The 14,984-nt window shown below is 47.2% G+C and carries 12 protein-coding genes; 9 read left to right on the top strand and 3 right to left on the bottom strand.

What is annotated here, in order from left to right:
• The first annotated feature begins 234 nt into the window (after window positions 1–234).
• From FCU94_RS19045 to FCU94_RS19025, 5 genes are all read left to right on the top strand, one after another.
• Entirely contained in the window at window positions 235–1,611 is a 1,377-nt protein-coding gene (locus tag FCU94_RS19045; RefSeq protein WP_176290033.1) for an MFS transporter, read from the top strand.
• 79 nt (window positions 1,612–1,690) lie between these two features.
• Complete coding sequence (gene pyk / locus FCU94_RS19040; RefSeq protein WP_176290032.1) at window positions 1,691–3,151, top strand: pyruvate kinase; 1,461 nt, start codon at window positions 1,691–1,693, stop codon at window positions 3,149–3,151.
• Window positions 3,152–3,382: 231 nt separating this feature from the next.
• Entirely contained in the window at window positions 3,383–5,131 is a 1,749-nt protein-coding gene (locus FCU94_RS19035; RefSeq protein WP_176290031.1) for a formate--tetrahydrofolate ligase, read from the top strand.
• Between the two features lie 128 nt (window positions 5,132–5,259).
• On the top strand, window positions 5,260–7,149 hold the full coding sequence (locus FCU94_RS19030; RefSeq protein ID WP_176290030.1) for a DUF294 nucleotidyltransferase-like domain-containing protein: 1,890 nt from the start codon (window positions 5,260–5,262) through the stop codon (window positions 7,147–7,149).
• A gap of 7 nt (window positions 7,150–7,156) precedes the next feature.
• On the top strand, window positions 7,157–7,876 hold the full coding sequence (locus FCU94_RS19025) for a 3'-5' exonuclease (protein ID WP_176290029.1): 720 nt from the start codon (window positions 7,157–7,159) through the stop codon (window positions 7,874–7,876).
• 75 nt (window positions 7,877–7,951) lie between these two features.
• On the opposite strand, the gene FCU94_RS19020 is transcribed toward FCU94_RS19025, so the two are convergent.
• The gene (locus FCU94_RS19020; RefSeq protein ID WP_176290028.1) at window positions 7,952–9,523 is read right to left on the bottom strand and encodes a BCCT family transporter; all 1,572 of its coding nucleotides are present in this window, start codon (window positions 9,521–9,523) and stop codon (window positions 7,952–7,954) included.
• A gap of 375 nt (window positions 9,524–9,898) precedes the next feature.
• Between FCU94_RS19020 and FCU94_RS19015 the strand changes: the two genes are divergently transcribed.
• Entirely contained in the window at window positions 9,899–10,375 is a 477-nt protein-coding gene (locus FCU94_RS19015) for a MarR family winged helix-turn-helix transcriptional regulator (RefSeq protein WP_176290027.1), read from the top strand.
• Between the two features lie 82 nt (window positions 10,376–10,457).
• Window positions 10,458–11,516: a GGDEF domain-containing protein gene (locus tag FCU94_RS19010; RefSeq protein ID WP_176290026.1), complete on the top strand. Its 1,059-nt coding sequence runs from the start codon at window positions 10,458–10,460 to the stop codon at window positions 11,514–11,516.
• On the opposite strand, the gene FCU94_RS19005 is transcribed toward FCU94_RS19010, so the two are convergent.
• Complete coding sequence (locus FCU94_RS19005; RefSeq protein ID WP_176290101.1) at window positions 11,503–11,964, bottom strand: Lrp/AsnC family transcriptional regulator; 462 nt, start codon at window positions 11,962–11,964, stop codon at window positions 11,503–11,505. The genes FCU94_RS19010 and FCU94_RS19005 overlap by 14 nt on opposite strands.
• Before the next feature lie 144 nt (window positions 11,965–12,108).
• Between FCU94_RS19005 and FCU94_RS19000 the strand changes: the two genes are divergently transcribed.
• Window positions 12,109–13,035 (top strand): DMT family transporter, encoded by a 927-nt coding sequence (locus tag FCU94_RS19000; RefSeq protein WP_176290025.1) that lies wholly within the window; start codon window positions 12,109–12,111, stop codon window positions 13,033–13,035.
• Window positions 13,036–13,100: 65 nt separating this feature from the next.
• A complete protein-coding gene (locus FCU94_RS18995) occupies window positions 13,101–13,409 on the top strand; it encodes a cysteine-rich CWC family protein (RefSeq protein ID WP_176290024.1) in 309 nt (102 codons plus the stop codon).
• Window positions 13,410–13,532: 123 nt separating this feature from the next.
• On the opposite strand, the gene viaA is transcribed toward FCU94_RS18995, so the two are convergent.
• Complete coding sequence (gene viaA / locus FCU94_RS18990; RefSeq protein WP_176290023.1) at window positions 13,533–14,978, bottom strand: ATPase RavA stimulator ViaA; 1,446 nt, start codon at window positions 14,976–14,978, stop codon at window positions 13,533–13,535.
• Window positions 14,979–14,984 lie beyond the last annotated feature (6 nt).

Below are 14,984 nucleotides of genomic sequence, written 5' to 3'. Positions count from 1 at the left end.
GCAAAAAAAGCCCTGATTCAACTTGGGTCAAAGCTGACGCAATACTTGTGCCCCGTTAGATACAATTTTATCAATTTATTGCTCATTAGCGCGGCTAAAAGTGCCATTTTTAACCCGCGTGTTAGCTTCAATTGAGTCACTTCTGTCTCAAAAAGGCCATTTTGAACACCGACATCCAACTGTCCATGATGCTCCCGACACATACATTATCGTCACTTATTTGGAGTAAACATTATGTTTAATTTCTTTAAAACACGTCCGGACCAGCCGTTGTCCGACAGTAACAAGAGCGCGATGCAAGCGCGCTTCAAAAGTTATCAATGGCAGGTTTTCTTAGGTTTAGTATTCGGTTACGCCGTTTTCTACGTAGTTCGTATGAGCTTAGGTGTGGTTAAAAAACCAATGCTCGACGCTGGCATCGTAAGCATCGAAGAACTGGGTATCATGGGTTCTGCGTTCTTCTTCACTTACGCAATTGGTAAATTCTCAAACGGCTTCCTTTCTGACTATGCCAACATCGGCCGCTTTATGTCGTTCTCGCTGCTACTTTCGGGTGCAACAGCGATTTTCATGGGTCTTAACACAACAGCGTTCTTTTTCATTCTTCTTTGGGGTCTGAACGGTTGGTTCCAATCTGTTGGTTCTGCGCCTTCTTGTGTATCTCTATTCCAGTGGTTCTCACCAAAACAACGTGGTAGCCGTTACTCTATCTGGGGTGGTTCTCGTAACATCGGTGAAGGTATCACTTGGATCCTAACTGCGACTCTAGTGAGCTACCTAGGTTGGCAAGCGGGCTTCATCGGTGCAGGTATTGCGGCAGTTATCGCAGCACTATGTATGTTCTTCATCCTTAAAGACCGTCCACAAACTTACGGTCTACCAGATGCAGCAACGGCATTTGACGAAGAACCTGAAATCAAGAAAAAGAACGATCCAAAAGAAACGCGCCGTGCGCAAATGTTCATCCTTAAGCAACCTACAGTTTGGCTAATTGCTGCTGCATGTGCTGCGATGTACGTATCTCGCTACGCGATGTCTTCTTGGGCGGTACTTTACCTGCAAGAAGCGAAAGGTTACTCATTGATTGACGCTGGTTTCGCAATGTCTACTTACCCAATCGCGGGTCTAGCGGGCGCGATTCTATCAGGCATCATCTCTGACAAAGTGTTTAACGCTAACCGTCACATCCCAACACTACTTTACGGTATCGCAAACATCGCTGGTATGTGTCTGATGTTCTTCGGTCCAGACAACCGTGTAATTGACGCTGTTGCTCTAGGTCTAATCGGTTTCGCAATTGGTGGTCTAGTTGTATTCCTAGCGGGTCTAACGGCTTGTGACCTAATGCCTAAGAACGCAGTAGGTGCGGTGAAAGGCTTCATCGGTCTGTTCTCTTACATGGCGGCATCTGCTCAGGAAGTTGTTTCAGCTTCGCTTATCAAAATCACTGAAGTTGATGGCGTAACTAAGTACGACTTCTCTCAAGCACAGTACTTCTGGCTAGCGGCGGGTGTGGTATCTCTACTTCTTGCTCTAACAGTATGGAACGCGAAGAAAGTCGTTGATATCGACGCAGAGCAAGGTGAGCTAAAACCAAGCACTGCAAACTAATGACACTGTTTGAGGAGTCAAGCCTGGCTCCTCATTTCCTTTCTCCCCCCATTTTCTTTGTGTCGTTATAGGTAAGATTATGAACCAAACTAAAATTGTCGCGACTCTTGGCCCTGCGAGTCAAGATTCAGAAACACTAGCAGAAATGATTCTCGCTGGAGTAAACGTGGTCAGATTAAACTTCTCCCACGGGAAACAAGAAGACCACGTCGCAACCGCACTTAAAGTACGCACTATCGCAAAACAACTCGGAAAACATGTGGGCATTTTGGTCGACTTACAAGGACCAAAGATCCGAATATCAGGCTTTGAACATGGCTCTATCGAGCTAAGCCAAGATGATATTTTTTACCTAGATGGTCTACTCGATGAACAGTCAGGTAACCAACACGCTGTCGGGCTGGACTACCCACAACTGATCCAAGACCTGGATCCAGGAAATATCTTGTTGCTCGACGACGGACGCATTCAACTCGAAATTTTAGAGGTCGACAAACTCGGTCAGAAAGTGACGACTCGAGCAATAAATAGCGGCACACTCTCCAATCGCAAAGGAATCAACCTCCTTGGTGGTGGACTCTCTGCCCCAGCATTGACCGACAAAGATAAGCAAGACATTGTCACCGCCGCCGTCATTGATGCTGACTTTCTTGCCGTCTCTTTCCCTCGTAACGAAGATGATCTGCATTACGCACGCTCCATTGCCAGGCAGGCAGGCTGCACCGCTCAGATCGTCGCTAAAGTGGAACGTGCCGAGATTGTCGCCGAACAAGCGTCAATGGATAAAGTGATTGCTGCGTCAGATATCATTATGGTCGCTCGCGGTGATCTGGGCGTTGAAATAGGTGACGCTCGCCTACCTGCGGTACAAAAAGCTTTGATTTCTCGTGCTAAACACTTGGGTAAACCCGTGATCACAGCCACGCAAATGATGGAGTCGATGATTGAAAATCCACTGCCGACACGCGCAGAAGTGATGGATGTCGCCAACGCGATTATCGATGGCACAGATGCCATTATGCTATCAGCGGAATCTGCGATGGGTCGATACCCTGTTGAAGCCGTCAAAGCGATGAGTCGAATCGCTCAAGGTGTCGAAGCAGAAAGCGTATGCTCGACTGACTGCTGGGAGCAAATCCAACAACTATGCAGTGACAGCAGTAAAAGCTTCGCCGTTTCATCTATGCTCTCAGCCGCTCGCTCAGAGCAGAGTTTAGGCGTCGCCGTATACACACAAAGCGGCGAAACACCGGTGTTAATGTCGCGTTGTCAAAGCAAAGTGGTGATCTGGGCACTCAGCAATGATGAAAGACTGCTGGCACGCATGAGTATTTTGCGTGGTGTTGAGCCAACGTTCCTCGATATCAGTCAAAATGGTTCAGATCCGGCCTCAATCGTTGTGCCATTGCTAAGCAATGAACTTAGCAAGCGCGAAATCTCGTCGTTACTGATTTCTCGCTTTGAGTCAGTCGAAAACGTAGGCGATATCAATATCAGCCGACTCGTTCAAATCAAACCAAGCACCTGCATTGCTGCCTAAAAAGGCAGTTTGTTCTCCCTCCCCCTCCCCCTTGCTCCACAGGGTTTATTAGGGATTTTGGCCTACCTTCGGGTAGGCCCTTTTTCTTTATGACCCTGATCAAGGCCGTAAAACCACACTTAAGTTACAGTGCGATACATCCTAAAATAGGGTTTTACAAAGCACTTTTTAACGCTATTATTGGCACGCAAACGATTACCTTACTTTTTGCATGTCTATTTTAAGGGTTTTATGCTGTCTGATATCGAAATTTGTCGCAAGACAAAACTGCAACCCATCGGTCACATCGCTCACCAAGCGGGGTTAAGAGACGAAGAGTTTCACAGCCAAGGCAACTACAAAGCGAAAGTCTCGCTCAACGCTATCGAACGGCTAAAAAACAAACCAGATGGAAAACTAGTCTTAGTCACCGCGATTACTCCAACACCACTGGGCGAAGGGAAAACCGTTACCACGATTGGCCTCTCTCAAGGCTTAGCTAAACTAAATCGCTCTGTGATGGCCTGTATCCGCCAACCCTCAATGGGACCAATTTTTGGCGTTAAGGGAGGCGCGGCAGGCGGTGGTTACTCACAAGTTGCGCCGATGGAAGAACTCAATCTTCATCTGACTGGTGATATACATGCCGTGACCGCGGCTCACAACTTAGCCGCCGCTGCTATCGATGCACGGATTTATCACGAACAGCGATTCGGCTATCAAGACTTCGAACAGCGCAGTGGAATGAAAGCACTGCGTATCGATCCTGACCGAGTGGTCTGGAAGCGTGTCATGGACCATAATGACCGGGCGCTGCGCATGGTCACGGTTGGTCAGAATGTAGCCGGAAAAACCATAAATGGCTTTGAGCGTCGGGACGGCTTCGATATTTCGGCCGCATCAGAATTGATGGCAATTTTAGCTCTGGCGACGGACCTAGCCGACCTGCGACGCCGGATCGGGCGTATTGTAGTGGCCTACGACTTAGAGGGCCACCCAGTTACCACCGAAGATCTTCAAGTGGCGGGAGCAATGACCGTCAGCATGAAAGAAGCGATTGAGCCAACCTTAATGCAAACGCTCGAAGGTGTACCCACCTTGATCCACGCGGGACCGTTTGCCAATATTGCTCACGGCAACTCTTCGATTATTGCCGATAACATCGCAACCAAACTGTGCGACTACACGGTGACTGAAGGGGGTTTTGGCTCGGATATGGGCTTTGAAAAAGCGTGTAATATTAAGGCGCAAGTGTCGGGGAAAAAACCCGATTGTGCCGTCATTGTTGCAACTTTGCGCGGCCTAAAAGCTAACTCAGGACATTATCTTCTCAAACCAGGTGCCGCCTTACCCGACTCGCTGTTTTCTGACGATTCACAGGCACTTGAAGCCGGATTTGAAAACCTCAAATGGCATATTAATAACGTCAATAAATATGGGGTACCCGCGGTCGTCGCGATCAACCGCTTCCCTCAAGACAGCGAACATGAACTTGAGCGATTAAAAGCGCTGATTGAAGCCTTACCAAATCGCGTTCAAGTCGCAATCAGCGAAGGCTTTAGCCAAGGCGGTGAAGGCACAGTAGAACTCGCGGCCAAAGTCATTGAGCAGTGTCAGCAACCCACCCAATTCAAGCCTCTTTATCAGTTCCAGCAACCGACAGAAGCTAAACTGATGGCGGTCGCAGAAAGTGGTTATGGAGCGGCGAGCCTCAGCTTTAGCGACCAGGCCAAGCAGCAGCTTGCCGATCTAAAGCGCCATGGATTTGATGACCTCGCGGTATGTTTAGCGAAAACGCCGATGTCGATTTCCACTGATGCTGAGATGAAAGGCGCACCGCAAGGGTTCGACGTCCCGGTAAGAGAATTACGTTTGTGCGCCGGTGCTGGCTTTGTTTACGCGCTGTGTGGCAACGTGATGACGATGCCTGGCTTGCCAGAAAAACCGGCATTTATGCATCTCGATATTGACGATGACGGCGAAATTATTGGCCTGAGTTAAAGCCACTCACACTCAACTGGCGACTGACTTGGTCGCCAGTTTTACAACGAATGCGCCCTGCAAACATGAAGTTACCCCTCAGATGAGGTAACATTAAGTCACAGTTTCCCCAAAAAATCGGACGTTTCATGGAAGCAGAGTTACTGGAAATTAAGAACTTCCTTTCGCAACACCCTCCTTTTGATGAGCTCGAAGACGATGTGCTGAACTACATCACTCAGAATGTCGAAATCTCTTATTATCGAGAAGATACCCCCATCATTCACTTCGGTGACGAAATCCATGACCTCTACGTGGTGCGAAGCGGTGTGATTGAAATTTACCGCCGTAAAGGCGAGCTCTACAATCGTCTCGACGAAGGCTCGCTGTTTGGTCAAATGGGCTTATTGACGCGCAACAAAGTCCGTTTTCCAGCCAAGGCGATTAAAGATAGTCTGCTTTACTGTATCCCTGAAAGTGTGTTCCAAGAGCTGTACGAAAATCACGAGTCGTTCGCTGATTTTGTCGAGGTTGAGGATACGGCGCGCTTGCGTAACACAGTCTCTAATACCAGCGAACAAAACGACTTAACTACGTCTAAACTGCGCACCTTATTAAGTGGTGAAGCGCCTTTTGTCCACAAAACCGAATCTATTCAGAATGCAGCCATTAAAATGGCCGATGAAAATGTCTCTTCACTGTTAATCATCGACCCAGAAATCGCACAAGATAACGAAGAAGACAACAATCCACTAGTGGGAATCATCACCGACCGCGACCTATGTACTCGAGTGCTGGCAAAGGGGCTAGACCCAAGCGACGAGGTCGCCAGCGTAATGACGACAGAGGTAATTTCACTCGACTATAACGCCTATGTCTACGAAGCGATGTTGACCATGCTGCGTTATAACGTCCACCACTTACCGGTACTCAAAGATAAAAAGCCAATTGGCATCATAGAAGCGACCGACATCGTTCGATACGAATCGCAGAACTCCCTACTGCTGGTAAGTAGTATCTTCCAGCAACAATCTATCGACGAGTTGGCTGCACTCTCAGAGCAAGTCAAAGACAGCTTTGTCCGATTAGTGAATGAAGACGCTAACTCACATATGGTCGGGAGTGCGATGTCTGTGATCGGTCGAAGTTTTAAACAGCGAATCATTGAACTGGCTGAAGAGGAACTCGGTGAGCCTCCTGTGCCCTACTGTTTTGTTGCGCTTGGCTCAATGGGACGCGATGAGCAGTTACTGGTGACGGATCAGGATAATGCGATCATTCTCGACAATACCTTCGTCAAACAAGAGCACGACAGTTATTTTGCCGAGTTAGCGAAAAGGGTGTGTGACGGCTTAGATAAGTGCGGCTATAGCTACTGCACTGGAGATATTATGGCCACCAACCCAGATTGGCGCATGACCCGCACTGAGTGGGAAGAGTGCTTTTCAGACTGGATAGACGATCCAAACCCGAAAGCCTTGTTAAATGCGTCGATTTTCTTTGATCTTGACGGTGTCTACGGACGATTAAAATGGGCAGAACAACTCAACGGATTCATCGTGCGCCGCGCGCGTAAAAACAATCGCTTCTTGGCTTGTCTGGCGCGTAACGCAATGAACCGAACTCCGCCACTTGGCTTTTTTAAAGATTTTGTGATGGAAAAAGATGGCCAACATAAAAACTCAATTAACCTCAAGCGTCGGGGCACGGCTCCATTGGCCGATCTAATACGTGTGCATGCTTTAGCTGTTGGCTCGCGCTCTAAAAACTCGTTCGAACGTCTTGATGACATTCATGAGGCGGGTATTCTACCGAAAGGCAAAGCTCGTGACCTCAGCGATGCGCTTGAGTTTATCTCCATGGTCCGGATTCGTCACCAAGCCTACGATGTGCAAAATGAAATTGAGCCGGATAACAATATTGAGCCTGAACATCTTTCTGAGTTTGAAAGACGCAACCTAAAAGATGCTTTTCAGATACTCAGCAATGCGCAGAACTTCCTTAAGTTCCGCTATTCCGCTAGCAACAAGATGAAGTGAGGTGAGCATGTTCAGTAAAATCATGTCACCCCCCTCTATCGACTGGTCGAAAAAGTTTAGTCGTAAGCTCGAGGTCGTCATCGATCCAGCCCTGCGCGACTATTATGTCGCGGGGATGCCACCACCCAATACTCCGCTAGATGAAGTCACGTTTCTCGCCATGGACTTCGAGACTACCGGTCTCGACTCAATGCAGGACGACATCATTACTATTGGTACCGTCCCTTTTACCCTCAATCGTATTTTCATTAACCAAGCTAAACATTGGACGGTAAAACCACGTAGACAGTTGGCTGAGGAGTCTGTGATTATTCATGGTATTACTCATAGTGATGTACTTGATGCACCCGATTTAGCGGGTGTTTACCAAGATGTGCTCACGCAAATGGCTGGCCGAATTATGGTGGTGCACTACCAACGCATTGAACGTGAGTTTTTTGCCAATGCCCTTCTAGCGCGAATCAATGAAGGTATCGAGTTTCCTGTCGTTGATACCATGCAGATTGAGTCTCAGGTTCAACAAAAACTCAATGGTGGTATCGTCAATAAAATCCGCGGGCGTAAACCGGAATCCGTTCGTTTAGGCGCGAGCCGAACTCGCTACGGCTTGCCGCTGTATACTCCTCATCACGCATTAACGGATGCCGTGGCTACCGCTGAACTACTGCAAGCACAAATCGCCTATCATTACGATCCTAAAATGCCGATTGGTCAACTATGGGTCTAGTCTCGTGATAAAACGCTAGGCTGTGAGATCAAAAAAGGGACGCTTTAGCGTCCCTTTTACTTTATACATAAACGGTTACTGACGTTCGGTTCTCATACCCATAATTAGGCTGACACACATTAGCAATAACACAAAGGTGAACGGCAATGCGGTAGAGATAGCGCCTGCTTGCAGGGCTTGTACCGCCTGAGATCCGCCAATCCAGAGCAGTGCAACCGCAATCGCACCTTCCATAAATGCCCAGAAAACACGCTGAACGACTGGCGCATCAACTTTACCACCAGCAGTAATGCTATCAATCACGAGTGAGCCAGAGTCAGATGAAGTGATGAAGAACACCAATACTAGCACCACAGCGATCACTGACAACACAGAACCATAAGGCAATACGTCGAACATCTGGAACATTGCTAGCGACACATCTGTCAGACCTTGACCGCCAAGCTCACCAACATTGTTGATCACTTGGTCAATCGCCAAACCACCGAACGTTGACATCCAAATAACCGTTACTGCAGTCGGTACTAATAGAACAGCGGTGATAAACTCACGCACGGTACGGCCTTTTGATACTCGAGCGATAAACATGCCAACAAATGGTGACCATGAAATCCACCAAGCCCAGTAGAACACTGTCCAACCCTGGAACCACGCTTCATCTTCACGACCGTGAGGGTTACTGAGAGGAATCAAGTTCTCAACATACGCCATTACCGTGGTACCAATGTTGCCCAGCACAATCGCGTAGCCAATTAAGGCAACAAGGATCAGTAGAAGGAAGGCGATCACCATGTTGATGTTACTGATCACCTTAACACCGCCGTCAATGCCACGAACAACTGAAACCACGGCGAGTAGCGTCACTACGGTGATTACGATAACTTGCAGCGTCAGGCCAGACTCAATACCAAATACGTGGTGAATACCACTGGCCGCTTGCTGAGCACCTAAACCTAATGACGTTGCAAGACCAAACAAGGTCGCTAGCACAGCTAAAATATCTACAATGTGACCAGCCCAACCCCAAGCGCGATCGCCTAAAATAGGATAGAAGATTGAACGGATGGAAAGTGGCAAGCCTTTGTTGTAGCAGAAGAAAGCCAGTGATAGTGCGACAACGCCGTAGATGGCCCAAGGATGAAGTCCCCAGTGGAACATGGTTGCACCAAGCGCCAATCGAGCAGCCTCTGGTGAGTTAGCTTCCACACCAAGTGGCGTTTCATACCAGCCGGTAAAGTAAGCGACAGGTTCTGCGACACTCCAGAACATCAGGCCGATACCCATACCTGCAGCAAACAACATTGATAGCCAAGAGATGTAGGAGAAATCCGCAGTAGCATCTGAACCACCTAAGCGAATTTTACCGAATGGTGACACGACCAACGCCAAGCAGAAAATCACAAAGATGTTACCAGACCAGATAAATAACCAGTCAAAACTGCCGATAATTTGCCACTTGATGCCGTCAAGAGTCGCTTTCGCTGACTCTGCGTCCATTACTAATACAGCGATTAAAAACGCTGCTATCAGACCTGCACTCCAGCCAAAAACTGGATTGTGCACATCGAAACCCCATTTCTGTACATTATCTTGACCGACCGTGTAATCGGTACTGTCGATACTGTACTTGTCTATGCCTTTAGTCATTATTCCTCACTACTTCTAGTTTCAAATGCACAACAGATTGCCGATGAAGAAATCATTAGAGTTAAAATGATAATTTTGAAACCACAATCTGATACACCTCTCATTATTCTACTCAAATTATCATTAAATTCCAGTAATGCCCTATTTTTTAAACAGTCTTTCACTAAAAATAGTATCGAAAGAACAATATTCAACCAGTACCGTGATATTTTACGAGTTAAAAATTTTAGTGCACTAAACATGGGGCGCATAATATGACACCATGCGGAAACCGAGATGGCTATTTGTGATAAATGAGGCTTTTTTTCGGTGTCCGATTCATGTATTTTGCGTGGTTCTCATCCCTATAAACAAGACACTAATTAAGGATCTGAATTGGAAAAACACGAAGAAGTCCTTATTTCGATTCGCCAAATCATTCGAGCGATCGATTTACACTCAAAAAAACTCAGCAAAGAGTCAGGTCTGACTGGGCCTCAACTGATATTAATGCGCTCAATTCGCGAGTTGGGTGAAGTGACCATTCGTCAGCTGTCTGGCCATACCAATATGAGTCAGGCAACAGCGACCACCATTCTTGATCGTCTCGAGCGTAACGGGTTAGTCCAACGTGTTCGCAGTAGCAAAGACAAGCGCAAAGTCCATGCCCACTTGACAGAGAAAGGGGATGCTTTACTCAACGAAGCCCCGACACCGCTCCAACAAAGCTTTATCACTAAGTTTCAGCGTCTAGAAGAGTGGGAACAATCTTTGTTGCTTTCATCAGTGCAGCGTCTCTCGTCAATGATGAATGCTGAAGACTATGACGTAGCACCCGTTTTGGAAATTGGTAGCATCACAAAACCCGAATAAAAGTAATGGTATTTGCTTTAATCCCCGTTAACGCTTACGTTTACTGAATAAAAATAAAGATGTACGCGAGCACGAGGGCTTAATGGGAAAGCATGAATCCTTACCAGAGCTTGATGACGGGGCGATCCTAGATTTAAAACAACAAAAACGCGTTTTAAAGGCGATCGCCCTCATCACCCTTGCCGTTTTCATTCCTCTCGGGATCAAAAATATCCTAATTGGTCAGCATCTTCTCGCGGTATCACTGCTCGCTTTCGAAGCGTCTCTGTTACTTGAGGTGTCGGCCATGGTCTACAACCGAAAGCGTTACTTTGGCGTTTATCCACCTCTACTTTTATTGATTTTTTCTGTCGTTCTGGCAATAAGAGTCTTTGGTACTTTAGCCACCTACTGGTTATTCCCCATCGTTATTGGTGTGGTGTTTCTTTTACCCCGTCGTGATGCCATCTTGGCCAATTTTCTGATGATCTCCGGCGCAGGTTTTGCGGCTCTGATGCATCAAAGCTCTGAAATCTCAGTTCGTTACGTTGTGGCATTGATCATCACAGCTATGATTGTACATATAGTCGTGCGTTCGGTGCGCGACCTACAAGTTGAGCTTCGACGACTCCTTGTAACAGATGCCATGACTGGCGCTTACAATCGACATCAGTTGCAAGATTCATTGGTCACAGCGCGAGACATGTTTCATTGTTCCACAGTGGCAATTATTGACGTTGATAACTTTAAACATGTCAATGATACCTATGGTCATGATAAAGGGGATAGAGCCTTGGTTGAGGTTGTTGAGATCATCGATCAACACACTGAACCATCGGAGCTACTTTTTCGACTAGGTGGTGACGAGTTTTTACTGCTGTTTCAAGGTAAAAACCTTTCGACCAGTTACCAAAGCATGCAAGCCATTACCCGCGCAGTGCGACAGTTACAAGACCATCATCCTTTCCCACTCACTATTAGTAGTGGTATCGCTGAATCAGTAACACATGAAAGCACTAAGCAGTGGCTGAAACGCGCTGACCAAGCGCTGTATCACGCTAAGCAATCCGGAAGAGATCAGGTATGCTCAGCAATATCGATATCCGAGACGTCTGAGCCTGATACAAAACAGAGAGTAATTGATACCTCTAAGAGGCTGTAAATATCGGCAGCTCACTTCCGCCTTTAACTTGGCGGATCGCAAGGTGAGTGTGAATGTCCTTGACGTTCTCTAAGCGCTGCAGCTTACGGGTAAAGGCTTCATAACCCGCAAGGTCTTTACTCACCACTTCGAGTAAGTAGTCATAAGCCCCGGACACGACGTGGCAACTGATGATTTCGTCCATTTCCTGAATGGCATACTCAAAGTCATCAATACTTGTCGCTTGGTGGTTACTTAAACTGACCTCGACAAAGACCGTCATCCCGACACCGACCTTAGCTTTGTTTAAGAAAGCTCGGTAACTCGCAATGATGCCAGCCTCTTCAAGGCGTTTTATCCGTCTCGCGCAGGGGGAGGGAGAGAGCCCCACCTTATCTGCAATGTCAGCCGTCGCTTGTCGCGCATCTTGCTGTAGTAACCTTAAGATATGTTTATCAATCCTATCCATCTCTACGCTCTTTTCCATCATACTTAATCACTTTAGCGCTATAAACCATCAAACATTCAAGCTTTGTCGCTCAATATTGCCAGATAAGCGCTCTCATTTCGCCGCATAATGTTAACAACTTAATTTCGATCACGGATAGATATTATGGCTTCAGGTTATTTGGCGATGGTGACCACTCTTTTACTTTGGTCAGGTTTTTTCCTCTCGTTACGCAGCGGAGCGCATTCAGAGCTACTCACGGGAGACATTGCGTTAGCACGATTTGTCGTGCCATGCCTAGTGTTGTTGCCAATCGTCTATAAAGCGCGTCATCAAATCGTTTTGATCCCAAAGCACTACTTATTGGGCCTGTTTGTGGGTAGTGGTCTACCTTACTTGCTCGTGGCGGGCACAGGCATGCAATATGCCCCTGTTTCCGACGGCAGTGCATTAGTCCCCGGCACCTTACCGCTATTCGTATCGGCCATCGCTGTCGTGCTGTTTAAGCAGCCATTAAGTTCTCATAGAGTATTCGGCCTGGTGTTGGTGGTGGCGGGGATCGCCACCTTTCTGTCGCACAGCGTGGCCAATGCCCAAAATGGATTACTGCAAGGTCATTTGTTGTTCCTTATCGGTAGTGCGATGTGGGCAATGTTCACGATTTGCGCACGAGTATCCAACCTCAACCCACTCGCCGCGGCAGGGCTGGTTTCTCTGCTCTCTACGCTCTGTTTGATGCTGTTCATTAGCACAGGACATATTGATAGCTTTATCGTTCAGCATTCGATAGAGCAATGGCCATGGCAGGAACTCGCTACTCACATCCTGCTGCAAGGGGTTGGCGCGGGCCTAATTGCCGCGTTCACCTACCTTCACGCCATTTCAATACTAGGCGCAGAACGCACTGCAGCCTTTGGCGCCGCTACCCCGGCTATCGCCACTCTTCTGGCGATTCCGGTCTTCTCCGAGTCACCTTCAATCACGGGTTGGGTTGCGCTGGGCTTAGTGTGTGGCGGAAGTTTAATCGCAAGTAACATCTTTCTTAAACGTGACCAATCTCTTCACTATCAGCCGCCATCATTCAAACGTTAGTCGCTTTGATGTTCATTTCCAAAATGGGTATAGTTCACGCATTCACTTTTGGTTAGGCAAAGACATTGAATACACCATGTATTGCAGCTTGTAAAAATAACGATGGGATCTGTAGCGGATGCCATCGTACGATGAATGAAATCAGCCAATGGCGTCATTTTAGTGATCAACAACGCGACACCATCATCGCTCACATCGAAAGAAAACAAGCCACTCATCAATGCCCTTCCTGCCAAGCACCTGCGCAATGCGACCTTAGCCAAGGTAAGCAGACCTGTTGGTGTTTTGACGTGGAACAGCGTGACACTCGCCAACTAAGCTCTGAAAAGTCTTGTCTCTGCAGACAATGCTTGTCCAAAGCTCCGTTGGCATAAATGCTTCCCACGCTGACATGCATTACTTTCATTAGGTAATTGCGCAAACACCAAATGCAAGCCCATCGAGCGAAACCTGTTGGGCCATATAAGCAAAAGGAGCTCATTTGAGCTCCTTTTGTATTACCATTTTTTCATCAAACGCCCGACTAAATTCGGATGATAGGCCCAGCTATGATCAAACATTGTCATCAGATCTGGGTTACCAAACCTAGATAAACTGATGGCATGGAAGCGGTTCTTTGCTTTTTTGAGCTCAGCCACTTTCGCCGCAAGCTCCGGAGATTGCTTGGGCGCAATAAAGTCTGAAATCACCACCATATCCGCGTTTTTATACTTACCATCACTCATCAAATCAATCGACTTTAACAGCACCGGTTCTAGGTCGGTTCCGCCATGGAAGCTATAACTTAAAAAGTCACTTGCTTCGCGCAAACCATCTTGTCTGGTAAGCTCATACGTGATCTGCTCGGTGGAAAACAAAATCACATAGCAGTCTCTATCTTCAGCAAGGGCAACCTGCATCAGTGCAAAGGCCATGGCTTTGGCACTCTGTTCAGGAAAACCACTCATCGACCCCGACGCGTCGACGCAAACAATGAACGGCCCTTTTTCGACATCAACCTGTTGATTGTCTGGCTGCTGAGCACGGATTTTACGCAGTGTGCGTGACTTACCTTGCACGCGATAATTCATCAAACGCTTATCAACCAAGTGTTTATAAAACAACACTTCTAGCTCTGGATAGGCCAAAAACATCGTTTCGTTAGGCAGCAGCTTATTAAGATCATCACTCTCATGAACGCCGACAATATCGTCCGTCGCCTCATCAGACTTTTCTTCCACCATCTGCAACTCTTCGGCAGGTGTTCGATTCAGCTCAGGATCGTCGACTTGGCCCGCCATACGGCCCAACTGCTCGGCAATCTCCTGCAATCCCTTATTCTTTTTCAAAAACTCCGCATGACGCTTCATGACACTCAGGTCATTTCGACTTAGTTTGGCTGAGGCCATGTCCCACAGTTTACCCACGCTGTTCTCATCGCCCTCTTCGGCAACTTTGTCCATGTTCTTCATGGTTTCCATACGTTGGTAAAGATCTTTCAGTACCTTTTCTTTATTGGCTTCAAGCTCAGTCAACTGTGCTTGACGCAGGGCATCGGATAAACTTTGATACCACTGATCACAAAAGTAATGAGGAAACATAGGGTTATTTAACCCTTTGTTTTTATCTAGCAGTTTTCTTGCTGGTAAGTAGAAAGCAGAGTGCCATTCAAGCTTTTTGACCACTTCAGGAATACGCTCAAAGAACTGATCCTCATCCCAATAAATGACCTCTTGGTAAAGCGCCAACTCTTCTTGAAAACGAGCAGTCTCACACACCTTAGTGATACGCTTTTTAACATTACCTCGCCATTTCAATAGATGGTTTTTAACCGATGACTTTACACCACGATTTTCGGCCATCACCATGACCTGTGATCTGGCCATTAAGTCGTTGACAGCGCTGTCGATCATTCCTGAATCAGCTATCGCAAGGGCAAGGTTGAGTGCATCGGCTCCTAACATACGACA

This window comes from Vibrio sp. JPW-9-11-11 (assembly GCF_013369335.1).
GTDB lineage: Bacteria > Pseudomonadota > Gammaproteobacteria > Enterobacterales > Vibrionaceae > Vibrio.
Note: the sequence above shows the minus strand (reverse complement) of the source record. Positions and strands in the feature narration are given on the sequence as shown.